The sequence below is a fragment of the Sphingomonas sp. MMS24-J13 genome, assembly GCF_044905095.1.
GTDB lineage: Bacteria > Pseudomonadota > Alphaproteobacteria > Sphingomonadales > Sphingomonadaceae > Sphingomonas_I.
On record NZ_CP173258.1, the window covers coordinates 1,286,853 to 1,308,096 of the forward strand.

The 21,244-nt window shown below is 65.0% G+C and carries 20 protein-coding genes; 11 read left to right on the plus strand and 9 right to left on the minus strand.

Annotation, left to right across the window (positions count from 1 at the left end):
• Positions 1 to 18 precede the first annotated feature (18 nt).
• Positions 19 to 1,011, minus strand: coding sequence for a hypothetical protein (locus AB4Z44_RS05925; RefSeq protein ID WP_404713139.1), 993 nt, complete (start codon positions 1,009 to 1,011; stop codon positions 19 to 21).
• A gap of 211 nt (positions 1,012 to 1,222) precedes the next feature.
• On the opposite strand from AB4Z44_RS05925, the gene AB4Z44_RS05930 reads away from it, so the two are divergent.
• The 3 genes from AB4Z44_RS05930 (at position 1,223) to AB4Z44_RS05940 (ending at position 2,846) form a co-directional block, all read left to right on the plus strand.
• Positions 1,223 to 1,384, plus strand: a complete 162-nt coding sequence (locus tag AB4Z44_RS05930) for a hypothetical protein (protein WP_404713140.1) — start codon at positions 1,223 to 1,225, stop codon at positions 1,382 to 1,384.
• Between the two features lie 110 nt (positions 1,385 to 1,494).
• The gene (locus AB4Z44_RS05935) at positions 1,495 to 2,280 is read left to right on the plus strand and encodes a sulfotransferase (RefSeq protein ID WP_404713141.1); all 786 of its coding nucleotides are present in this window, start codon (positions 1,495 to 1,497) and stop codon (positions 2,278 to 2,280) included.
• Positions 2,281 to 2,351: 71 nt separating this feature from the next.
• Positions 2,352 to 2,846: a DUF1097 domain-containing protein gene (locus AB4Z44_RS05940; RefSeq protein ID WP_404713142.1), complete on the plus strand. Its 495-nt coding sequence runs from the start codon at positions 2,352 to 2,354 to the stop codon at positions 2,844 to 2,846.
• 41 nt (positions 2,847 to 2,887) lie between these two features.
• Here the strand turns inward: AB4Z44_RS05940 and AB4Z44_RS05945 are convergent, their stop codons facing one another.
• Positions 2,888 to 4,990: a TonB-dependent receptor plug domain-containing protein gene (locus AB4Z44_RS05945; protein ID WP_404713143.1), complete on the minus strand. Its 2,103-nt coding sequence runs from the start codon at positions 4,988 to 4,990 to the stop codon at positions 2,888 to 2,890.
• 92 nt (positions 4,991 to 5,082) lie between these two features.
• Here AB4Z44_RS05945 and AB4Z44_RS05950 point away from each other — a divergent pair, with 92 nt between their 5' ends.
• Together AB4Z44_RS05950 and AB4Z44_RS05955 are read left to right on the plus strand one after the other, a co-directional pair.
• On the plus strand, positions 5,083 to 5,622 hold the full coding sequence (locus AB4Z44_RS05950) for a homogentisate 1,2-dioxygenase (protein WP_404713144.1): 540 nt from the start codon (positions 5,083 to 5,085) through the stop codon (positions 5,620 to 5,622).
• Complete coding sequence (locus AB4Z44_RS05955) at positions 5,619 to 6,557, plus strand: cytochrome-c peroxidase (RefSeq protein ID WP_404713145.1); 939 nt, start codon at positions 5,619 to 5,621, stop codon at positions 6,555 to 6,557. The genes AB4Z44_RS05950 and AB4Z44_RS05955 overlap by 4 nt, the downstream gene beginning before the upstream one ends.
• 26 nt (positions 6,558 to 6,583) lie before the next feature.
• On the opposite strand, the gene AB4Z44_RS05960 is transcribed toward AB4Z44_RS05955, so the two are convergent.
• Together AB4Z44_RS05960 and AB4Z44_RS05965 are read right to left on the minus strand one after the other, a co-directional pair.
• A complete protein-coding gene (locus AB4Z44_RS05960) occupies positions 6,584 to 7,501 on the minus strand; it encodes an ornithine cyclodeaminase family protein (protein WP_404713146.1) in 918 nt (305 codons plus the stop codon).
• 55 nt (positions 7,502 to 7,556) lie between these two features.
• A complete protein-coding gene (locus AB4Z44_RS05965; RefSeq protein WP_404713147.1) occupies positions 7,557 to 9,845 on the minus strand; it encodes an ATP-dependent helicase in 2,289 nt (762 codons plus the stop codon).
• A 164-nt stretch (positions 9,846 to 10,009) separates the two neighbouring features.
• On the opposite strand from AB4Z44_RS05965, the gene AB4Z44_RS05970 reads away from it, so the two are divergent.
• Positions 10,010 to 10,315: a hypothetical protein gene (locus AB4Z44_RS05970; RefSeq protein ID WP_404713148.1), complete on the plus strand. Its 306-nt coding sequence runs from the start codon at positions 10,010 to 10,012 to the stop codon at positions 10,313 to 10,315.
• Positions 10,316 to 10,413: 98 nt separating this feature from the next.
• Entirely contained in the window at positions 10,414 to 11,688 is a 1,275-nt protein-coding gene (locus tag AB4Z44_RS05975) for an MFS transporter (RefSeq protein WP_404713149.1), read from the plus strand.
• Here the strand turns inward: AB4Z44_RS05975 and rsmD are convergent.
• Positions 11,642 to 12,202: a 16S rRNA (guanine(966)-N(2))-methyltransferase RsmD gene (rsmD, locus tag AB4Z44_RS05980; protein ID WP_404713150.1), complete on the minus strand. Its 561-nt coding sequence runs from the start codon at positions 12,200 to 12,202 to the stop codon at positions 11,642 to 11,644. The genes AB4Z44_RS05975 and rsmD overlap by 47 nt on opposite strands.
• Positions 12,199 to 12,987: a pseudouridine synthase gene (locus AB4Z44_RS05985; RefSeq protein WP_404713151.1), complete on the minus strand. Its 789-nt coding sequence runs from the start codon at positions 12,985 to 12,987 to the stop codon at positions 12,199 to 12,201. Before AB4Z44_RS05985 ends, rsmD begins: the two co-directional genes overlap by 4 nt.
• 125 nt (positions 12,988 to 13,112) lie before the next feature.
• Between AB4Z44_RS05985 and AB4Z44_RS05990 the strand changes: the two genes are divergently transcribed.
• Both AB4Z44_RS05990 and AB4Z44_RS05995 read left to right on the plus strand, forming a co-directional pair.
• Complete coding sequence (locus AB4Z44_RS05990) at positions 13,113 to 14,093, plus strand: serine hydrolase (RefSeq protein WP_404713152.1); 981 nt, start codon at positions 13,113 to 13,115, stop codon at positions 14,091 to 14,093.
• A 134-nt stretch (positions 14,094 to 14,227) separates the two neighbouring features.
• The gene (locus AB4Z44_RS05995; protein ID WP_404713153.1) at positions 14,228 to 14,431 is read left to right on the plus strand and encodes a hypothetical protein; all 204 of its coding nucleotides are present in this window, start codon (positions 14,228 to 14,230) and stop codon (positions 14,429 to 14,431) included.
• Between the two features lie 15 nt (positions 14,432 to 14,446).
• On the opposite strand, the gene AB4Z44_RS06000 is transcribed toward AB4Z44_RS05995, so the two are convergent.
• Entirely contained in the window at positions 14,447 to 15,721 is a 1,275-nt protein-coding gene (locus AB4Z44_RS06000; RefSeq protein WP_404713154.1) for a dicarboxylate/amino acid:cation symporter, read from the minus strand.
• Positions 15,722 to 15,807: 86 nt separating this feature from the next.
• Here AB4Z44_RS06000 and AB4Z44_RS06005 point away from each other — a divergent pair, with 86 nt between their 5' ends.
• Together AB4Z44_RS06005 and AB4Z44_RS06010 are read left to right on the plus strand one after the other, a co-directional pair.
• Positions 15,808 to 16,230: a response regulator gene (locus tag AB4Z44_RS06005; protein WP_404714362.1), complete on the plus strand. Its 423-nt coding sequence runs from the start codon at positions 15,808 to 15,810 to the stop codon at positions 16,228 to 16,230.
• A gap of 69 nt (positions 16,231 to 16,299) precedes the next feature.
• Complete coding sequence (locus AB4Z44_RS06010) at positions 16,300 to 17,946, plus strand: AmpG family muropeptide MFS transporter (RefSeq protein WP_404713155.1); 1,647 nt, start codon at positions 16,300 to 16,302, stop codon at positions 17,944 to 17,946.
• Between the two features lie 46 nt (positions 17,947 to 17,992).
• Here the strand turns inward: AB4Z44_RS06010 and AB4Z44_RS06015 are convergent, their stop codons facing one another.
• The gene (locus tag AB4Z44_RS06015; RefSeq protein WP_404713156.1) at positions 17,993 to 18,343 is read right to left on the minus strand and encodes a DUF952 domain-containing protein; all 351 of its coding nucleotides are present in this window, start codon (positions 18,341 to 18,343) and stop codon (positions 17,993 to 17,995) included.
• The gene (gyrA, locus tag AB4Z44_RS06020) at positions 18,336 to 21,128 is read right to left on the minus strand and encodes a DNA gyrase subunit A (RefSeq protein WP_404713157.1); all 2,793 of its coding nucleotides are present in this window, start codon (positions 21,126 to 21,128) and stop codon (positions 18,336 to 18,338) included. The genes AB4Z44_RS06015 and gyrA overlap by 8 nt, the downstream gene beginning before the upstream one ends.
• Positions 21,129 to 21,244: the final 116 nt, after the last annotated feature.

Here is a 21,244-nt window from a genome sequence, read left to right on the forward strand (position 1 = left end):
AACAGTCTTTAGTCGACCCTAAGGGCCGCTGCCTTCGGGCGCGTCGCCGGTTGGGCGATCCTGTTCGAAGGTCGGTCGGCGGCGTTCGTGATCGGGGTTGGATTTGAGCCTCGGCAGTTCGCGCTGGGTCAGGGCGCCATCCTGATTGCCGTCGAGCATTTCGAACCGGCGGGCGGCCGCAGCCATGAACTCGGCTTTGGTGATCATACCGTCGAAATTCACGTCCGCCGCCGTTACCGGTTCGGGTGTGGCGATATAGCCGTAGCGCCCGGCGCCCGTCAGCGGCGGGAGATAGGCGTTGGCGCCCCCGCTGCCGCCGCTCGGGCCATTGTCTCCGCCATGGCGGCCGCCGCCATGATGACCACCGCCCCCCATGCCGCCTCCACCGCCCATGCCGCCCCCACCGGGGCCACCCATGCCACCGCCGGGACCCCCACCGTGATGCCCGGCGCCACCGCCGCCGGGCGGTCGGTCGGTCGGGGGTCCGCCATCGTCGCCGTCACGGCCGTAGCCAAAGCCGCGGGGTGCGATCTCGGGAGCGACATCATGCTCGTAATGGCGCACCTCGGCATCCGAGATGATGCCGTCATGATCGGTATCGAGCATGGCGAAGAAGCGCGCGGCGTCGAGCGTGAACTCCGACAACGTGATCCGCTCGTCGCCGTCGCGATCGACCTGCTTGAACCACGCGGCTTCCGGTACACCGTCGTCGGTGTGGAACGGCTGGCCCATCGGGCTGATGAAGAGTGCACGCGGCGCATCCTTCGCGAGCGCTGGCGTCAGGGGCAGGATGGCGAGCAAAAGCAGGGCGGATATGCGCATGATCGCCTGCTGGTCGCGTTTCATTGCAAGGATATTGCGAAATTGCGCCGCGTTGTAATGCATCATCCGGTCGCCACCCCCGGATCGCGCCAGCACCTTAGGGTGCGGGCACGCTGGGAAGGGGCTCGATGCGCCAGGCGGCGGGACGATCGTGCCGTTGAGCCCGCCGCCACGCTGACCAGGAAGCATCGATGTCAGCCCCTACAGCGCCCGCTCGAATCCGAATATGCATCGCATCGTCGCTTGCTGTTTGTCGATGAAGTGCCGCTGAAACTTGGCCGTCAATCGTGGCGGAGCGATCGAAACAGGCGTATGATCGGACATCGGCGCCAACTCGAACCGGCATGACGCCGATTGACAGCGACAAGGAGGCTGCCGCCGTATCGGACGGAGGCTTCGCATGCTTTCCGCTAGCGAATTGATCTATCTATTGAGCCGCGAACGTCAGAGCCGCGCCATGGCGAAGCGCGCCCGTGATCCCGCGATCCGCCATATCCATATCGCGCTGGCCGAGGCTTACGCCCGCCGCGCCCGCGAAACCGGCGATTTGAAGGCGGGATAATCATCCGGCCTGTAACCGCGGGATTGAGCGTGCCGTTCATTATCCGCGCAAAGCCGAAATAATCGGAAATGCTGCGGAAAGGCTCAAGCCGCACTCTCCCTGCCATGAACATGACCGGCGGGTTCCTCGGCAAGGCGATCATGCAGCGGTGCAAGGTGTCGCTGGTGGGCGATCTTTACGAACGTGCTTGCGAACGCGGTTTGGGGCTACCGCTAGACGGTAAACGGCGGCGCCGCCTGCGGAGAATCGACCGCGCGCGGACGTTGTTCATCCACATCCCGAAGAATGCCGGCATGTCGATCGCGCAGGCGCTCTACGGCGAGCAGGTCAAGCATGCGACGATCCGCTATTATGCCAGGGCCGCGCCACGCTTGCTGTGGCGCACGCCGAGTTTCGCGGTGCTGCGCGATCCGGTCGCGCGGTTTGTGTCGGCGTTCAATTATGCACAGGCGGGCGGCAGTGCAGACAACCGTATCTCGGCGCCATTCATCGATCGCTACACGGCGTTCCGCTCGATCGACGATGCGCTCGATCATCTCGAAGAGGCCGCGGACATCTACCAGATCGATCACATCTTCCGCCCGCAAAGCTGGTACATCACCGATCGCAAGGGCAAGGTAATCGTCGATCGGCTGTTCCTGCTCGACGAGTTCGATCGCGTCAGGCGCTTCCTCGCGCTGCGCGGGATCGCCGACGTGCCGCACCTCAACCACGTCGAAAAGCCGCCGGTCGCGCTCGACGACGGTCAGCTCGTGCGCATCCGACGCTTCTATGCGCGCGATTTCGAGCTGGAGCAGGCGCTGCGTGACGAGGCGATCGATCGTCTGCCGTCATTGCGTGAATTGTTGCCGTTGCCCGATCCCTGTTACCGGGCCGAACAAGCTAGACGCGCCTGACGCGTTGACTTAGTCTGATCCCCGGAGGCACCGGGCAATCGGATAGCCTCCATGCACAGGGGAGGATTTAGATGCAAAAGCTTTTGGCGCTGACCGTATCGGTCGGCGTGCTCGCGGTGCTCGCGACCTGGATTTTCGGCCTGGATCCGCTTGTCGCGGCCAAGTTTCAGGTCTGGCAGGCGTTTATCGCCTGGGGCTGCCATTTTCACTCGGGCGGCAAGTTCATCGGCACCCGCAACACCATCTTCTGCATGACCTTCGGCGCGATCGTCGGTATGGCTGCCGTGCTGCTCGCCGGGCAATTGGGCGCGCTTGGCTCGCTCGCGGCACCTGTGGCGGTTGGTCTCGGCGCGGCGCTGATCTGCCTGGGCTCGTCGGTCTCGCTGCTCGCGGTGATCCCCGCCAGCGTTTACGGCTTTGCCAGCATTGCCGGGCTGATCCTGCTCGGCAAGGGCGACGGCGTCACGCCGGTCAGCGCCCTCGCGCCTACGATCGGATCGATCCTGATCGGTGCGGCCTTCGGGTACGTATCCGAAGTCGTCGCCGGCGCGCTGGAGAAGAAGTAGGCAAGAGGCTGGCCCGCCCATTTCGCGGGCCGGCCTCTTGATCAATACTGCGCCCGCAAACTCACGAAGAATGAGCGACCCTGCTCTGGGTAACCGTCGACGAGCTTGTAGTTGCTGTCGAACAGGTTGCGCGCACCCACGCCGAAATCGACATTGCGGATCAGGGTATAATCGATCCGGATGCCCGCATTGGCGTAGTTACCGGTGCGATAATAGACGATCGGCGCGACATCGGTGACCGTCCAGCGATCCGATGCGATATCGAGGCTGGGGATGACGTGCAGCTTGGTGATCGGCGCCCAATCGGCATAGACGAACGCCTTGTGCGCCGGCACGTCGACCGGGCGGAACGCCGCATTCGACGGATCGGGCAGATGCCGGTGCGTGTAGGTGTAGTTCGCACCCAGATTGAGGGTCGCGCCCAGCTTCGCCTCGAGCGACAATTCGCCGCCATAATAATTTCCGTGCGCCAGATTACGGCTCTGCGTGTAGGTGCCCTGTGCGCACGGGCCGGGCGTGGTGCTGCCGGTGCAGGCATAAGCCAGCGTCGGATAGTTCACGATCGCGTTGGTGACGTGCGAATAGAAGAGCGCGGCTTCAGTGCGGAACGGCCCGAACACATGCGCGCCGCCGACCTCGTAATTGGTCGCGCGCTCGGGTTTCAGGGTCGGGTTGGGGATCGAGGTGCCGAAGCGCTGGCTGAACCGTTCGAAGATCGTCGGAAAGCGCCCGCGTGACGAGACGCTGGCGTGGAGGGTCGTACCGTCCCGGCCGGTCCAGTCGAGCCGGCCCTGACCGTTCCAGATCTGGCTGTTGGCCAGCGGATAGGAATAGACGCGCGATGCGGTCGTGGCGGGATTCGTGCCCAGCGGGGCGCCATATTCTTCGGCCTTGTGAAGCGCGCGCCAATCTAGGCCGACGCCGGCGGTGAAGGTCAGTTGGGGCGTCACCGCCAGCTTGTTTTCGGCGCCGAGGCTGAACGTATCTTCGAGATCGGTCTGCCTGGGTTCGGTCGCGCCACTCGGGAAGCTGGTTTGCGCCTCGACATGCTTGTCGGTGCGGTAGTGGAAGGCGAACGCAATCGTATCCGTCGCGATCGGCTTCAGGGTTAGCTCGGCCGAACCACCCCACGCATGATCCCAATAGGGGCTGTTGAACGCCTTGCCGATCGTTTGCGTATTCTCGTTGCGATTATCGAACGAACGCAGGAGGTTGTAGAAGCTGTTGCGGAACAGCCGGGTCTTCAAGGTCGCGATGTCGGTCAGTTGTGTGGTCGACAGGACATAGAGGCTGTCGGTGTTCCACGCAGGCCATGTCCAGAAACGCTGCGCGCTGAGCGCATCGACCGTGCTGAGCGGCGCCAGCTTCGAGCCCTCCTGCCGGGTATAGCTCAGGGCATATTCGTCGGTGACATTGGGGGTGAAGCCGATTTTGGCATTCACCCGCCAGTCGCGCGTCCGCGACAGATCGCGATGCCCGCCATTCTCGGTCACGGTGGGCGTGAAGCCACCCGCCAGATCCCAATGATCGAGGAAATTGCGGGCATAGCTCGCCTGCGCATACCATGTGTCGTGCCGCGTCCCGATCAGACCGGAAACGTTATAGCCCCCGTATTCGCCACTGCGGCCGAGCCCGAGCGTGCCGCGGAAATCGGCTTCCAGCGCCTTCGTCGGCTTGCGCGTGACGAGGTTGATCGCGCCGCCCATGCCGTCGGGCCCGTCGAGCACCGAGACATAGCCTTTGGCGACCTGGATCTCGGCGATGTCCGAGGTGAGGAAGCGGCCGAAATCGAGGCGGTTGTCGGCGGGCAGATAGACCCGAATGCCGTCGATCGAGAGCGGCACCTGGAAGCGGTTGAAGCCGCGCACATAGATCAGCCGCTCGTTGCGCGATCCGCCGCTGTTCGCCGCGCTCACGCCAGGCAGGAGATTGGCGGCATCGTCGAGTGAGGTGCGGCTGAAGGCGTAGATGGCGTCGGCCGAAAGCGTCGCGCTGCCGACCGCGACCCCCTGCGCCCGCGGGGCCGTCACGATGATCTCGCCCAGCCCGAAATTGCTGCTCGGCGCCGGCGTGTCCATGCTCTGGGCCAGAGCGGGTTGAACGAGACCGATCGCCGCTGTGGCGGCGAGGAGGGTAGCGCGCATCTTGTATCTTTCTCCCTGAAGCAGGCGGTGGCTATGCTGCACCGAATCGCTATATATACTCATATATAGCGATTGGGCTGGAGATGAAGCGGATGCGTCGGACGATCACAGGTTTGCTGGCAACACTGTTGCTTGTCGGCCCCACTCAGGCGCAGATGGCAGCGCAAGGCGGTGAGCATTCGGCGCAGACTTGCCCCGCCGATCCGGTCGCGCCGCCGCCCGCATTGGCGGGCTGGGTCGGGCGCGTGGCAGTAAGCGCCGCGGGCAGACCCGATGCGATAGACACTGCAACCATCTTACCGGGGAGGGGCGCCGATGTGGCGTTGCTGTCGGTACCGGACGTGACCTACCCGGTGCGGCCGTCGCATCCGGGCGGCACCGTCAGCTATGGCGGGCTTCTGGGCTTCACCGTGACCCAGGCTGGCACCTATCGCGTGGGGATCGGATCGGGTGCATGGCTTGAAATGGTGCGCGACGGGCAGGCTCTGCTTTCGACCGCGCACAGTCCCGGCCCCGCGTGCACGGGCCTGCGCAAGATGGTCGATTTCGCCCTGACGCCGGGCGCTTACCTGCTGGAGATTTCGGGCAACGGGTCACCGACCCTGCCGCTACTGGTCACCCGTCTGCCGTGAATTATTTCGTCCGCGCGCTGCTCCTGGCGGGTGTGCTGGTTGCCGGGGGCGCGCGATCGGTCCAGCCGCTTAGCCCCGCCGACAATCTCACCACGCCCGCCAAGGCCGAGCTGGGCCGGCGGCTCTTCTACGATGCCGATCTGTCGATCGATGGTACGATGGCCTGCGCCACCTGCCACGAACAGCATCGTGGCTTCGCCGACGGCAACAGCACCCATCCCGGGGTCCACGGCGATCCGGCGCGGCGCAACGTGCCCGGCCTCGCCAACGTTGCCTGGTTCAAGAGCTACACGTGGGGCGATCCGCGCATCCGCACGCTCGAAGCGCAGGTGCTGGTGCCGGTTCTGGGCGAGAGCCCGGTCGAAATGGGGATGAAGGGGCAGGAGGTAGAGATCGCCCGCCGCCTGTCGCGCGACGAATGCTATCGCCATATGTTTGCCGAGGCGTTCCCGAAGACCGGTGGCCGGATCGACATGGCGGCGGTCGCACAGGCGCTGGCGGCGTTCGAGCGGACTTTGGTGAGTTACGATGCCCCTCAGGATCGCGGCGCCCCGCGTGATCCGGTGGCGCAACAAGGGGCGGTGCTGTTCCGGCGCGATTGCGTATCATGCCATACGGGAGTGAACTTCACCGACGGCCGGTTCCACAACGTCACCGGCTGGGTCTCGCGCGATCGCGGGCTGGGCGAGGTCAGCGAGCGTTTCGCGGACAACGGGGCTTTTCGAACACCGTCGCTCCGCAACGTCGCGGTGACCGAGCCTTACTTCCATGATGGCTCGGCGCCATCGCTGGAGGACGCGCTTCGGCGCCATGCGGGGGTGCAGGAGAGGGATATTCCGGCCTTGGTCGCCTTTTTGAAGACGTTGACCGACGAGGCCTTCCTGAACGACAGGCGCTTCGGTCTGCCTGGCGAGGCGTGCGGCAAGCGGTTGTGATCGTTCCTTCCCGAAACGGAGGGGCGTTATATTGCGGCAATTCGGCGGAACAACTCCGCCGCCAGCAGGACTTCGGTGCCGGCCAGCCCGGTCGAGCAGAACAGGCTGAAGCCTGACCCGCGTTTCACATTTCCCGGATCGGCCACCAAAGTCGCGAGATCGCGAAGGCGCGTCACCTCCGGCAGGAAAAAGCCATCAGGGTAAGCCACCACCTGATCCGGCGAATCCGTCGCGATCAGGCTGGCGCCGTCCGCCACATCGAGGCCGATTTCATGCCGGCCGGCGCCTTTCGGCCCCACCGTATTGATATGCGCGCCCGGCGCCAGCCACTCTGCCTCGATCACCGGCGTCTCGCTGGTGGTGGCGCACAGCACGATCGCCGCGTCGGCCAGAGCCGTGCGTGGGGTGGGGGCCGCGTTGACCGGCACCCGCAGCCGTTCGGTCATCTCGGCGGCAAACCTCTCGCGGCGATCGGCGTCGCGGCAATAGACGCGCACCTGGCGTAACGGGCGTACTGCGGCCGCCGCCTCGAGCTGTGTCCGCGCCTGCCGCCCCGCGCCGATCACCGCCGCAATATCGGCATTGCGCGGCGCCATCAGGTCGACCGCAACCCCACCGATCGCACCGGTCCGCATGTCGCCAAGTCGCTGGCCGCGCACCGCGCCCAACAGCGTGCCATCCTCGACCGACCAGACGATCGTTACCTGCGACGCGTTCGATGTCCCGAAGCCATGGTTGATCCGCGTGCCCGCAACGCCGCCAGTGCCGCTCGTCCCACCGGTCGTGAATACGAGCGGCCCCTTGTCGCCGAAGCGTACCGCCGAACGCGGTGGCGAGACCATTTCGCCCGCTGCACGCGCGAGGAAGGCGCGCTTCATCACCGCAACCGCGCCCGCCATGTCGAGCGCGCGATCGACATCCTGATCATCGAGAATCACATCCATGCAGCCGCTCCTTCGCTGGCGGGAATGGTCCGGCAGCGGCCTCCCGCCAGGCGGTTCATGCCACCTGGATGAAATTGTCGAGCACGCGTTTGCGGCCGGCATGCTCGAAATCGATCTCCAATTTGTTGCCCTCGATCTCGGCGATCGTGCCGTAGCCGAACTTGCTATGGAATACCCGCTGGCCAGGCGCCAGGTCGCTGCGCGGCTTGGCGGCGAAGCTGGCGGCGCTCGCCTTCACTTCGGCCAGCCGGGCAGGGGCCATGTCGAGCGGCTTGGTCGCGGCGCGCTGCCACCCCGGGCCGCGCGTGGCGGCATGCGCCGGGCGTTCGCGCGCGACATGCGCGAAGGGGTCGCCTTGCTCGCTCCATTGCGCGCGCCACAGGCTTTCGCCGCCGGACATGGTCGTCTCGCTCTCGATATGGTCGGCGGGTAGTTCGTTGACGAAGCGCGACGGGATGGACGAGGTCCATTGCCCGTAGATGCGGCGATTGGCGGCGTGGAGGATATAGGCCCGCCGCCGCGCACGCGTAATCGCGACATAAGCGAGGCGGCGTTCCTCCTCGAGGCTGGCATTGCCGCCTTCGTCGAGCGCGCGTTGCGAGGGGAAGACGCCTTCCTCCCAGCCGACGAGGAAGACCGTATCGAATTCAAGCCCCTTGGCGCCATGGATCGTCATGATCGTCACCTTGGCCTCATCGGCCTGCGCGTCATTGTCCATGACGAGGCTGACATGCTCGAGGAAGGCGCCGAGCGTTTCATATTCTTCCATCGCGCGCGCCAGCTCGGTCAGGTTCTCCAGACGCCCGGTGGCCTCGGTCGAGCGCTCGGCCTGCAGCATCCCGGTATAGCCGCTCTCGTCGAGCATGAGCCGCGCCACTTCGGCATGCGGCAGCTCGTTGAGCTTGGTGCGCCAGCGGGCGATGTCGCCGATCAGGTTGCCCAGCGACCGGCGTGCCGCCGGCGTCAGCTCGTCGGTATCGAGGATCCGAGCAGCGGCGTGGGTGAGGGGGAGGCCTTCGCTGCGCGCCAGCATGTGGAGCTTCGCGATCGCCTTGTCGCCGATGCCGCGCTTGGGGACGTTGACGATCCGTTCGAACGCCAGATCGTCCGCCGGCTGGGCGATGACGCGCAGGTAAGCGAGCGCATCGCGGATCTCGGCGCGTTCGTAGAAGCGGAAGCCGCCGACGATGCGGTAGGGCATGCCGATCGCGATGAAGCGGTCTTCGAACTCGCGCGTCTGGAATTGCGCGCGCACGAGGATCGCCATCTGATCGAGTGTCTTGCCGCCGCGCTGCGCGCTCTCGATCTCTTCGCCGACGCGGCGCGCTTCCTCGGGCCCGTCCCAGATGCCGATGACGCGGACTTTCTCGCCGGACGCCTCCTCGGTCCACAGCGTCTTGCCGAGCCGCCCGCCATTGTTGGCAATCACCCCCGATGCAGCCGCGAGAATGTGCGGGGTCGAGCGATAATTCTGCTCGAGCCGGATGATCTTCGCGTTCGGAAAATCCTTTTCGAACCGCAAGATATTGGCGACCTCTGCGCCGCGCCATGAATAGATCGACTGGTCGTCGTCGCCGACGCAGCAGATGTTCTTGCGCTCCTGCGCCAGCAGGCGGAGCCAGAGATACTGGCTCGCATTGGTATCCTGATATTCGTCCACCATGATGTAGCGAAAGCGCTGCTGATATGATTCAAGCACATCGCGGTGCTTCTTGAGGATTGTCAGCATGTGCAGGAGCAGATCGCCGAAGTCGCAGGCATTCACGGCCTTCAGCCGCTCCTGATAGGCGCGATACAATTCCTGGCCCCGCCCGTTGGCGAACGCCTCGCTTTCGCCCGCATCGATTTCCGCTGGAACCCAACCGCGATTCTTCCAGCGATCGATCAGCCCGGCGAGCGCACGCGCAGTCCACCGTTTCTCGTCCAGATCTGCCGCCACGATCAATTGTTTGAGCAGGCGCAGTTGGTCGTCGGTATCAAGAATTGTGAAGTTGCTTTGCAGCCCGACAAGTTCGGCATGGCGCCGCAACATGCGCGCCGCGACCGAATGGAAGGTGCCGAGCCAGGGCATGCCCTCGACCGCCTCGCCCATGATCCGCCCCACCCGCTCGCGCATTTCACGCGCGGCCTTGTTGGTGAAAGTTACCGCGAGGATTTCGGATGGCCATGCACGCCGCGTTGCGATCAGGTGCGCCAAGCGTGCGGTGAGCGCCGCAGTCTTGCCGGTTCCCGCACCTGCCAGCACCAGAACCGGCCCTTCGGTGGTGAGCACCGCTTCACGCTGCGGGGGGTTGAGACCGCGCAGGTAAGCGGGTTCGGGCGGGGTGGGGGCAAGCTGACTCACCCCTGAACAGGTAGGGAACGTCGCTCGCGCAGGCAACCGCAGAGCGTCTCAGGCGAGGGAACTTTCTGGCCGCATGAGTGCTATTGGCTCGAACGGGGAAGAATTGCCTATTGGCGGCATCCTGACGGGGCCGCCGGGCTTGAAACGTATCGTAGGAGGTCATCATGAAGACCAAGCTTATCCTTCTTGCCAGCTTCGCCATCGGCACCGCCGCCATCGCCCAGGACACCGCACCGGTCGCACCGCCGGCTCCGTCGACGATGCCGGCCACCCCGGATGCGACCGGACCTGCCGCGAGCGCGACCGCCGCCACCCCGGCGCCGACCACCGACAACACGTCTGCTACCGTCGATACGACCGCGGCGGCGCCTGCCGCCCCGGCAGCAGTCGACACGTCCAGCTATCCGCCCTGTTCGGCCTCGGTTACCGACAAGTGCGTGCAGCACGGCCGTAGCCGTCACCCGCGCTAAGGCACGATAATCCAACGGCCCCGGTCGACCTCGCGGTTGACCGGGGCCGTTTGGCCCGCCATCGCTCGTTCCCAGTCCGCTGAGACAGGGGAGGGACTATGGCGACGATTGCAAATGCGCCCTCGACGCAGCGCGTGCTGGCGGCAAGTCTTGTCGGCACGGCGATCGAGTTTTACGATTTCTACGTCTATGCGACGGCTGCAAGCCTCGTGTTCGGCGAACTGTTCTTCCCCAGCGTCTCCAAATCCGCCCAGCAATTGGCCGCTTTCGCGAGCCTCGGCGTCGCCTTTATCGCGCGACCGCTCGGATCGATCTTCTTCGGGCATTTCGGCGACCGGATCGGGCGCAAGTCGACACTTGTCGCCTCGCTGCTCACGATGGGCATTTCCACCACGCTCGTCGCTTTCCTGCCGACCTACGCCAATGCGGGCTGGTGGGCGCCATTGCTGCTGTGCCTTCTCCGTTTCGGTCAGGGTTTCGGGCTGGGCGGCGAGTGGGGCGGAGCCGCGTTGTTGGCGGTCGAGCATGCGCCGCCGGGCTGGCGCGCGCGCTTCGGCATGTTTCCGCAATTGGGTGCACCGGCGGGCTTCCTTGTCGCCAATGGCTTCTTCCTCCTGCTCGGCCTGTGGCTGACGCCGGAGGATTTCCGCGCCTGGGGCTGGCGGGTGCCGTTCGCGGTATCGGCCTTGCTGGTGATGGTGGGCTTGTGGATCCGGCTGAAGCTCGCGGAAACGCCACAATTCGCCGCCGCCCGCGCTTCGGCAGAGCCGCCCAGGGTGCCGCTGGTGACCTTGTTCAAGACGCAGGCGGGGCCGCTGATCGGCGGCACGCTCGGCGCGATCGCCTGCTTCGTCCTTTATTATCTCGCGACGGCTTTTGCACTCGGCTACGGCGTCAAGACGCTCGGTTACACGATGCAGCAGATGCTGATGGTGCAATTGGGCGCGATCCTGATGATGGCTGTCGGTATCTGGATCGCGGCCTGGGCGGCGGACAAGCATTGGGACGAGCGCCGCGTGCTGCTCGGCGGCAGCTTCGCTGCGATCCTTCTCGGCTTCCTCGTCAAGCCGATGATGGGATCGGGCTCGCTGCTCGAACTGTTCCTGTTCCTGGCCCTCGCCTTGTTCGTGATGGGCTTCACTTATGGCCCGCTCGGCGGCTGGCTGCCGAGCCTGTTCCCGCCTTTGGTGCGCTATACCGGCGTGTCGATGGCGTTCAACGTCGCCGGCATCCTCGGCGGCGGACTCACCCCGTTCGCGGCGCAGGCGCTGGCGACGAGCGGCGGCTTGTGGGCAGTCGGCTTCTATTGCTCGGCACTCGCGGCGATCAGTCTGGTTGCGCTGCTTGTACTCGGGCGAGGACGGAAAGCTTAGCCTTTCCGTAGGTGCGCTCGGCGTCGAGCAGCCAGCCGTCGGCCGACACGGTCTCGTTGCTCCGTGTCTCGACCGTGGCCCACGCCCCCGGAGCGGCCCAGCCAAGCCGGGTAAGCCGTTCGAGCAACGCGCCCGCACCGCCGCTGTCATAAGGCGGATCGAACATCAGCAGATCGCACGCCGCGCGCGCCTTGCCGAGCGCCGATACCGCCGTTGGGATCAGCTCGGTCTCGCGCTCGACACCGAGTGTAGCGATATTCTTGCGGATCGCGGTGATGGCGGCCTTGTCGTGATCGACGAAGAAGGCGCGCGCGGCCCCGCGCGACATCGCCTCGAGCCCGAGCGCCCCGGTACCGGCGAAAATGTCGGCGACGACGAGGCCGTCGAACGAGCCGAGGCGGCTGGTGAGGATCGAGAAAAGCGCCTCGCGGGTGCGATCGGCGGTCGGGCGCGTGGTGTCCCCGGGCGGCGTCGCGAGCGAGCGGCCGCGCCATTTGCCGGAGATGATCCTCACTTCAGCGTCTTCCGGAACGCGACCAGATCATGCTGGCGGATTTCGTCCACCGCGCCGATCGGGATATCCGCCAGCGGGAACGGCCCGTACGCCGTGCGGATCAAACGGCTGACTTGCAGCCCGAGATATTCCAGCACGCGGCGCACTTCGCGATTTTTGCCCTCGGTCAGCTTCATCTCGATCCACACATTCGTGCCCGTGCGGCGCTCGAGATTGGCATCGATCGAACCGTATTTCACACCGTCGATCTCGACACCCTCGATCAGATCCTCCAGCTGAGCCTGGCTGACCGCGCCGTAAGCGCGCGCACGATACGTCCGCTCGACGCCGGTACGCGGCAGTTCGAGTTGGCGCTTGAGTTCGCCGTCGGTGGTCAGGAGCAGCAGCCCTTCCGTATTGAGATCGAGGCGGCCGACCGGCATTACCCGCGGCAGGTCGCGCGGCAGCTTGTCGTAAATGGTCGGACGGCCCTTCGGGTCTCGCTCGGTGGTCAGCAGGCCGGCAGGCTTGTGGAAGCGGAACAGGCGGGCAGGGGCGGGGGCGCTTACGGGCGTGCCGTCGACCGTCACGCCATGCAAAGATTTCAACAGGGTCGCGGGGGTTTCGACCGGTTTTCCGTCGATCGCGATTCGACGCGCTTCGATCATCCGCTCGATCTCGCGGCGTGAGGCGACGCCGGCGCGCGCCAGCAATTTGGCTATTCGCTGGCCTTCGCGGGCCGGGGCATCGCCATCCTGGGCGCGTTTGGAGGACGGGGCGGGTTTTTTGGGGGCTGGTTTCTGCACGATGCGATGCTTCTAGCGCTCTAAATGCACGCTTTCCCACAAAAAGCTTGCGTATAGTGCGGTAGCGCGCTGATCTTCGGCATAGCGAGGGTGTCATATATGGTTGCGCCGATGGATCGACGCGGATGAAGATTTTCGGGGGCTCGATTTTCGCGACGCTATTCGGCGTCATGATGGCATCAACCCCTTTGGTCGCACAGGCCCCGTCGGCCGAGCCGGGGCCATCGACATTGAGCCACCGGATTGCCGCGTTGGCGGGCAATGAATCGGGGCGTCTCGGGATTGCCGCGCAGGATCTGCAGACCGGCCAGAGCATTTCCTTCTCGGGCGCCGATCCGTTTCCGATGGCCTCCACCGTCAAGATCGCCATTGCGGGCACCTACCTGGCTGCGGTCGATGCCGGCCGGCTGAGCCTCGATCAGACCTTCGGGCGCGGCCGTCGCGCGCCCACCGCGGCGCGGCTGATGGAAGCCATGCTGATCCGTAGCAACAACAGTGCCTCCGATGTCCTGCTACGCGCGGTCGGAGGGCCGCAGGCGGTAGATGCCTGGCTCCAGAAAGGCGGCATACGCGGGCAGCGCATGGATCGCACCATCGCCAAATTGGTGCAGGACGATCGCCCGCCGATGCGCGTCGTGCGCTCGCGCTATCGCGATCGGCACCATCGCTGGCACACGCGAACCGTCTGGGTCCGCGCCAATCCGGGCATCCGGCCGGCGGCCGCCAGCGACGCGCGCGATACCTCGACTCCGTCGGCGATGGTCGCCCTGCTCGCCAAACTCAAGCAGGGCGCGTTGCTGGGCAATGAGAGCACCAATTACCTGTTCGACGTGATGGCCCGCTGCGCCACCGGCGCGCGCCGGATGAAGGCCATGCTGCCGGCTGGCGTTCAGGTGGCACATAAGACCGGAACGCTCGCGGGTGTCTCAAACGACGTGGGCATCGTGACGCTGCCTAACGGCCATAATCTGGCCGTGGCGATCTTCGCCCATGGCATGCGTTCCGATGCCGAGCGCAACCGCTCGATCGCGACCGCGGCGCGGCTGCTGTACGATGGTTTCAGCGCGATGGAACACACGGCCATGGGGCTCGGCGCCTCGCGCTAAATCTCTCCGCGAGCTTGCCCGGAGAGGAGGCTATGCAACCCGCCATCCTCTCGGCCGTTCTCCCCCTGTAACTATTATCGGTCGTAGAATCCCTGAAGCGAGAGGCCGGGGAGCACCGCGACGAAGGAGGGGGCATGAGCGCTATCGAAATTGCCATGCATAGGACCGTGTCCGCCGTTAAACCTGCAGCTGGTGCAGGCTTCCTTTCGATCTGGATCGCCGAACGCGCGATCCAGCTTTCCGAATGGATCGCCGGTGTCGAACCCGTGGCGGAACGCCATCCCGAACTGGCCGGCAATCCCTGGTCACGACCGATCGGACTCAGCGGTCGGCGCTGAGCGGCCACCGCACGCTCAGACGGCAATGACACTTTCCGCGCTCGGCTCGCCGTCCTTCTTCGTTTCGCCGAGCGTACCTTCCCATTTCGCCACCAGGGTGGCAGCAACGGCATTGCCGACCACGTTCGTCCCGGTCCGTCCCATATCGAGGAACTGATCGACGGCGAGGATCAGCAGCAGGCCGGATTCCGGGATGTGGAAGAAGCCCAAGGTCGACGAGATCACGACCAGGCTGGCGCGCGGCACGCTGGCAATGCCTTTCGACGTCACCATCAGCAGTAACAGCATCATCCCTTGCTGGGCGAAGCTCAGATGGATGCCATAAGCCTGCGCGATGAACATCGTCGCGAAGCTGCAATACATCATCGAGCCGTCGAGGTTGAACGAATAGCCGAGCGGCAGCACGAAGCCGGCAATCTGCGGCGGCACCCCGAATTTCTCCAGTGCTTCCAAGGTGCGCGGGAAGGCGGCCTCGGACGAAGCGGTCGAGAAGCCGATCAGGAAAGGTTCGCGGATGTGGAGGAACAGGCTTTTGGCGCGTCTCGGCCCGATCGCGAGGGCCGTGGCGCCGAACAATAGGCTCCAGAGCGCGACGAGCGCGAGATAGAAGCCGCCCATGAAATAGCCGAAGGTGAGCAGGATCCCGAGCCCCTCTTTGGCGACCGCGCTTGCGACGGCGGCGAACACGGCGAACGGCGCGGCGCGCATCACATAATCGGTGATCTGGAGCATGAGCTGGGCGAGCGCGTCGACCCCCTTGATGAGGGGCGCGGCCTTTTCGCCCATGGCGCTCGCGGCGATGCCGGCGAAGACCGAGAAGATCACGATCTGGAGGATCGCATTCTTCGCCATCGCGTCGATGATCGACGACGGTACCAGATCGAGGATGAAATCCTTGAGCACGAATTTGGCGTGCGCGACGCCGCTCGCCGCATGGCTGTCGGGCAACGAGAGCCCGACGCCGACACCGGGCTGTAACAGGTTCACGAAGATCAGACCGAGCGTCAGCGATGTCACGCTCGCCAGGAGGAACCAGCCGATGGCGCGTACGCCCAGCCGCCCCAAGGCCGATCGATCGCTCATATGCGCGATTCCGCCGACCAACGTGGCGAACACCAGTGGCGCGATGATCATTTTTATGAGCTTGAGAAACAGCCCGGTCAGGATCGAAAAGCCATCGGTGATCGTTACGATAACGGTTGGATCGGAGATTGTTCGGTTGATGACGAAGCCGACGATGATACCAAGGATCATCGCAAGGAGGATGTAGAGGGTAATTCGCCTGGCCACGCGTGCTCTCCGGTCAACAAGCGTCACGTGGTCGGGGCAAAGCGGCGGATCGTCAAGCGTGGCTGTCTGCGGAGCGAGGGGTGGTGATGGTGTTCGGGCGGCGTCAGCGTGTGATCAGGCGGATCCTCATCGTCGAGGACGAGCCGCTTGTGGCGTTCGACAATGAGCATTTCCTGCGTGATGCGGGCTATGACATCGTCGCCACGGTCGACACCGTCGCTGCGGCGGTGAAGGCGATAGCGCGCGGGGCCGATCTGGTGCTCGCCGACGTCAATCTTTCGGATGGCGGCAACGGACGCGATGTTGCCAGCAAGGCGCTCGAACATGATGTGCCCTTGATCTTCGTGACCGCGGCCTGCCCGGCGGATGCGCAGACATTGGCGGTCGGTTGCCTCGCCAAGCCTTATTCGCAGCGCGATCTGCTGGCCGCGATCGACGCGGTCGAAGCGAAACTTTGCGGGCGCAAGCCCAAGCGCATGCCGCGCAGCTTCACCCTTTTCGGTTACTGACGGGCGGGCGGGTTAGACACCGCTCCAAACCGCGCTAAACCCGCTTCACGAATGGCGGAGGGAAGTGCGTTGGCGGAGAAGCTTGGCGGAGTGCGGTTGTTCAGACGTGCGTTAGGCAACCGCAAGACGGCCTTGATGCTCGCCTTCGGCTTCTCTTCCGGCCTGCCTTACACCTTGCTGATCGGCACGCTGAACGCCTGGCTTGGTGCATCCAAGGTCAGCCTGGCGACCATCGGCGTGCTATCGTGGATCGGGCTCGCTTACGGCTTCAAGTTCCTGTGGTCGCCTCTCGTCGATCAGTGGCGCCCGCCGGCTTTGGCGCGGTTCGGTCGACGCCGGAGCTGGATCCTGTTGTGCCAGTTCGTCCTGACCGCTTGCTTTGTCGCGCTGGCAACGACCGATCCAGCGGTCGCCATCGGCGCCGTTGCCGGGCTGGCCGTGATCGCCGCGTTTTTCTCGGCGACGCAGGACACCGCGATCGACGCATGGCGGGTCGATATCGCCGATGAGGTCGCGACGGTGGAGATTCTGTCCTCCATCTACCAGCTCGGTTTCCGGATTTCGTCGCTGATCGGCGGGGCCTTTTCGCTGATGCTGGCGGCGCGGATCGGCTGGCAGGCGGTCTATGCCGTGATGGGGTGCCTGATGGGCATGACGGTGCTGGCGACGCTGCTGGCGCCCGATACGCCGGCGCCAGAGGAGGGCAGGGCGCCCTTGGCCGGCTTCGCGGTGCCGTCGCCGCGCGCGCGATTGATCGGCCTCTTGATCGTCGGGATTGGCTGGGCAGGGGCGATCGCCACGCTCGGCTGGTATATGGTGACCGTGCTCGGCACCCACGCGCCGGGCGTGAAGCCGATGTCGGCAGGCGACTTCACCAAATATTACGGGCCGTGGATCGTGGTGGCGACGATCGTCGTGCCGGCAGTCGTGGCGGCCTGGCTCAACGGGCAGGCGATCGATGCAGCTCCGAACGGCCCACGCGTGGCCGACCGGCTCTATCGGGCACTCGTGCTGCCGCTGGGAGAACTGACCGGGCGGCTGGGCTGGGGCTCGATCATCGTCCTCGGCCTGATCCTGACTTACCGGCTGTGCGAGTCGATCTGGGGGCCCTTCGCTTACCCCTTCTATCTCGATTACATGCACTACACGAATGACGAGGTCGCGTTCGCGTCCAAGATCTTCGGTATCGTCATGATCATGATCGGCATCGCTCTCGGCGGCTTCCTCTTCGCCACGATCGGCCGGATGCCGACCCTGCTGATCGGCGCGGTGATCACCGCGGTCGGCAATCTGCTGTTCGCCGATCTGGCGGCAGGCGCGCCGTATATCGACGCGTTTTCGCATATGTTCGGCATCGATCGGCTGACCGCAGCGATGGGCTTCGATGTGCGGATGAACCGACTGCTGCTCGCGATCTGCGGCGAGAATATCTGCAGCGGTTTGGCGGGCGGGGCGTTCGTCGCTTACCTGTCATCGATCACATCGAAGCAGCATAGCGCGGTGCAATATGCGTTGCTGTCGTCGCTGACACTGCTGATCGGATCGCTCGGGCGCGCGGCGTTCGGAGAGGGCCTCGAGAGCTATGGCTATGCGACCATGTTCCGGTTCGCAGCGCTGATCGGCATTCTCGGGATTGGCTTTACGCTGCTGGAATGGGTGCGCATTTCGCGAGCGCCGCAGGTGCGCGAGCCGGGGCACACGGGAAGTGCGGGTTAGCTGACCATCGTCATGCCAGCGAAAGCTGGCATGACGAATATCGGTCTCAGGCGGCCACCGGCAACCGCAACGACCCGTCCGGCTCGTACGCAACCGGACTGTAGGCAATCACCACGTCGAGCGTGATCGGCTGGTCATAGATATGCGGGAACAGCTGGCCGCCGCGTGACGGCTCCCACCGCACCGCATCGCCCAACGCTTCGAGGTCCACCGCGACGATCTGCAGATCGCTCTGGCCGGCGAAATGCTTGTCGATCGTCTCGACGGCCTGCGCCGCGGTCGAGAGATGGATATAGCCATCCGCCAGGTCGATCGGCGCGCCATCGAAACGCCCGTCCGCCTCCAGCATCCCAAGCTGGTCGGCGGTCAGGATCTTGTAGGCGATGAGATCAGGCATTCTCACCGCCGTCGGACAGATCTTCGCCCGTGTCGCCCTCGACCTGCGGATCGATCTCGGGCGACGTCACTTCGGCGTCGCTGCGCAGATCGGCCTCGGCCTCGTCTTCGCTTTCCTCGATCCGCGCGGCGGACACGACATGCTCGTCATCGGCCACGTTGAACAGGCGAACGCCCGCCGCCCCGCGGCCGATGACGCGCGTGTCGCCGACGGACATGCGGATCAGCTTGGCCTGATCGGTGACGAGCATAAGCTGCTCGCCCTTATGCGCCGGGAAGCTCGCGACGACTGGCCCGTTGCGCGCGAGATTGTCGATGTTGGTGATGCCCTGGCCACCGCGCCCGATACGGCGATATTCGTAGGCCGATGAGCGCTTGCCGTAGCCGTTGGCGCAGACGGTGAGAATGAACTCCTCCGCCGCCTCCATCGCTGCCATGGTCTCGGGGTCGAGGGTCGTTTCCCGATCGCCTTCCTTCCATGGTGCGGCGCGCAGATAGGCTTCGCGCTTTTCCGTATCCTGATCCCAGGGCGTGCCCTTCAGTATCGAGAGCGAGATGACCTCATCGCCGTTCAGCAGCCGCGCGCCGCGCACGCCGGCCGAAGTCCGGCTCTGGAATTCGCGCACGTCGGTCGCACGGAAGCGGATCGCCTTGCCCTTCCGGGTTGCCAGCAGCACGTCGTCATCCTCCGTCAGCAACGACACGCCGATCAGCTGGTCGGACGAATCCTCGCTCTCGTCGTCGGTGCCGAAGCGCATGGCGAGCTTGCCCGATGCCCGGATATTCGCGAACGCATCCATGCTGTTGCGGCGCACCAGCCCCTTGGCGGTGGCGAACATGATGTGGAGCTTGCTCCACTCCGCCTCGTCCTCGGGCAGTGCCAGCACGGTCGAGATCGTCTCGCCCGGCGCCAGCGGCAGCAGGTTGTTCATCGAACGCCCCTTGGTCTGCGGCGCGCCCTCGGGCAGGCGATAGACCTTCAGGCGATAGACCTTGCCGGCGGTCGAGAAGAACAGGACCGGCGTGTGGGTCGAGGTGACGAAGAGCTTGGTGACCGCATCCTCGTCCTTCGTCGCCATGCCGGCGCGGCCCTTGCCGCCGCGCGCCTGGGTGCGGAACGTGCTGAGCGGGGTGCGCTTGATGTAGCCGCCAAGGGTCACGGTCACGACCATGTCCTCGCGCTCGATCAGGTCCTCGTCCTCGATATCGTCGCCGGCCGGTGAGATCGTGCTCCTGCGTGGCGTGGCGAAGGCTGCGTTGACCGCGTCCAGCTCGCCTTCGAGCACCTCGTAGAGCCGCACGCGATTACCCAGAATTTCGAGCAATTCGCCGATCGAGCCGGCAAGCTGTTCGAGCTCGCCGCCAATCTCGTCGCGGCCAAGCCCGGTCAGGCGGTGGAGGCGCAGATCGAGGATCGCGCGGACCTGGATATCGGACAGGCGATAAGTGTCGCCCTCGATCTCGGCCTCGACCGCTTCGACTAGACGGATGTACTGCGCGATTTCGGCGATCGGCCAGTCGCGCGCCGCCAATGCGGCACGCGCCTCGACCGGCGAGGCCGACCCGCGGATGATCTTGACCACTTCGTCGAGATTGGTGACGGCGACGACCAGGCCCAGCAACACATGGGCGCGTTCGCGAGCCTTGAGCAGCTCATATTTCGACCGGCGGGTGATGACCTCTTCGCGGAAGCGGACGAATGCCTCGATGATGTCGCGCAGCGACAGGATTTCCGGTCGCCCGCCGCGCAGCGCGAGCATGTTGGCGGGGAAGCTGGTCTGCGCGCTGGTGTGGCGCCACAGCTGGTTCAACACCACTTCGGGGGTCGCGTCGCGCTTGAGGTCGATGACGATGCGCACGCCGAAGCGGTTCGATTCGTCGCGGATATCGCTGACGCCTTCAATACGCTTGTCCTTGGCGGCCTCGGCGATGCCCTCGACCAGCCCCGCCTTGCCGACCTGGTAGGGGATTTCGGTCAGCACGATCGATCGCCGATCGCCGCGTCCCTCCTCGACTTCGTGGCGGGAGCGCATGATGATCGATCCGCGCCCGGTGTGGTACGCGTTGCGCGCGCCGCCCTTGCCCAGGATCAGGCCGCCGGTCGGGAAGTCCGGCCCGGGGACGATCTCCATCAGCTCGTCATTGGTGATGAGCTCGCCGCCGCGAACCTCCTTCTCGATATAGGCCTTGCAGGCAGCAATGACCTCGCCAAGGTTATGCGGCGGAATGTTGGTCGCCATGCCGACAGCAATGCCGCCGGCGCCGTTGACGAGCAGATTGGGATAGCGGGCCGGGAGGACCAAAGGCTCGTCGCGCGAACCGTCATAGTTCGGGCCGAAATCGACCGTGTCCTTGTCGATATCCTCCAGCAGCATCATCGCCGACTTGGCGAGACGCGCTTCGGTGTATCGCATCGAGGCCGGCATGTCCGGGTCCATCGACCCGAAATTGCCCTGGCCGTCGATCAGCGGCAGCCGCATCGACCAGTCCTGCGCCATGCGCGCCAGCGCCATGTAGATCGCGGAATCGCCGTGCGGGTGGTAGTTGCCCATCACATCGCCGACGATCTTGGCGCACTTGCGATAGGGGCGGCCGGGGACGAAACCGCCCTCCTGGCTGGCATAGAGGATACGGCGGTGAACCGGCTTCAGGCCATCGCGGACGTCGGGCAAAGCGCGCGAGACGATGACTGACATCGCATAGTCGAGATAGCTCGACTTCATCTCGTCGACGATGTTGATCGGGGAGATATCGCTGCCTTCGGTCGGCGGCGGAAGGGTGGCCAAGACTGAATTTCCGATTGCTAGTGGATGGGAGGCGGCAGCGCAGGCCGCGTCGGGCTTACCTAATCATACTGGGCACCAAACACCACCCCCGCGCGCGTACACGCGTATGCGTGCGA

What these genes read in the sequence shown, in the direction of transcription:
- AB4Z44_RS05925 (WP_404713139.1), bottom strand. Translation starts at nt 1,011, where the DNA reads ATGCTTCCTGGTCAGCGTGGCGGCGGGCTCAACGGCACGATCGTCCCG.
- AB4Z44_RS05930 (WP_404713140.1), top strand. Translation starts at nt 1,223, where the DNA reads ATGCTTTCCGCTAGCGAATTGATCTATCTATTGAGCCGCGAACGTCAG.
- AB4Z44_RS05935 (WP_404713141.1), top strand. Translation starts at nt 1,495, where the DNA reads ATGACCGGCGGGTTCCTCGGCAAGGCGATCATGCAGCGGTGCAAGGTG.
- AB4Z44_RS05940 (WP_404713142.1), top strand. Translation starts at nt 2,352, where the DNA reads ATGCAAAAGCTTTTGGCGCTGACCGTATCGGTCGGCGTGCTCGCGGTG.
- AB4Z44_RS05945 (WP_404713143.1), bottom strand. Translation starts at nt 4,990, where the DNA reads ATGCGCGCTACCCTCCTCGCCGCCACAGCGGCGATCGGTCTCGTTCAA.
- AB4Z44_RS05950 (WP_404713144.1), top strand. Translation starts at nt 5,083, where the DNA reads ATGCGTCGGACGATCACAGGTTTGCTGGCAACACTGTTGCTTGTCGGC.
- AB4Z44_RS05960 (WP_404713146.1), bottom strand. Translation starts at nt 7,501, where the DNA reads ATGGATGTGATTCTCGATGATCAGGATGTCGATCGCGCGCTCGACATG.
- AB4Z44_RS05970 (WP_404713148.1), top strand. Translation starts at nt 10,010, where the DNA reads ATGAAGACCAAGCTTATCCTTCTTGCCAGCTTCGCCATCGGCACCGCC.
- AB4Z44_RS05975 (WP_404713149.1), top strand. Translation starts at nt 10,414, where the DNA reads ATGGCGACGATTGCAAATGCGCCCTCGACGCAGCGCGTGCTGGCGGCA.
- AB4Z44_RS05990 (WP_404713152.1), top strand. Translation starts at nt 13,113, where the DNA reads ATGAAGATTTTCGGGGGCTCGATTTTCGCGACGCTATTCGGCGTCATG.
- AB4Z44_RS05995 (WP_404713153.1), top strand. Translation starts at nt 14,228, where the DNA reads ATGAGCGCTATCGAAATTGCCATGCATAGGACCGTGTCCGCCGTTAAA.
- AB4Z44_RS06005 (WP_404714362.1), top strand. Translation starts at nt 15,808, where the DNA reads ATGGTGTTCGGGCGGCGTCAGCGTGTGATCAGGCGGATCCTCATCGTC.
- AB4Z44_RS06015 (WP_404713156.1), bottom strand. Translation starts at nt 18,343, where the DNA reads ATGCCTGATCTCATCGCCTACAAGATCCTGACCGCCGACCAGCTTGGG.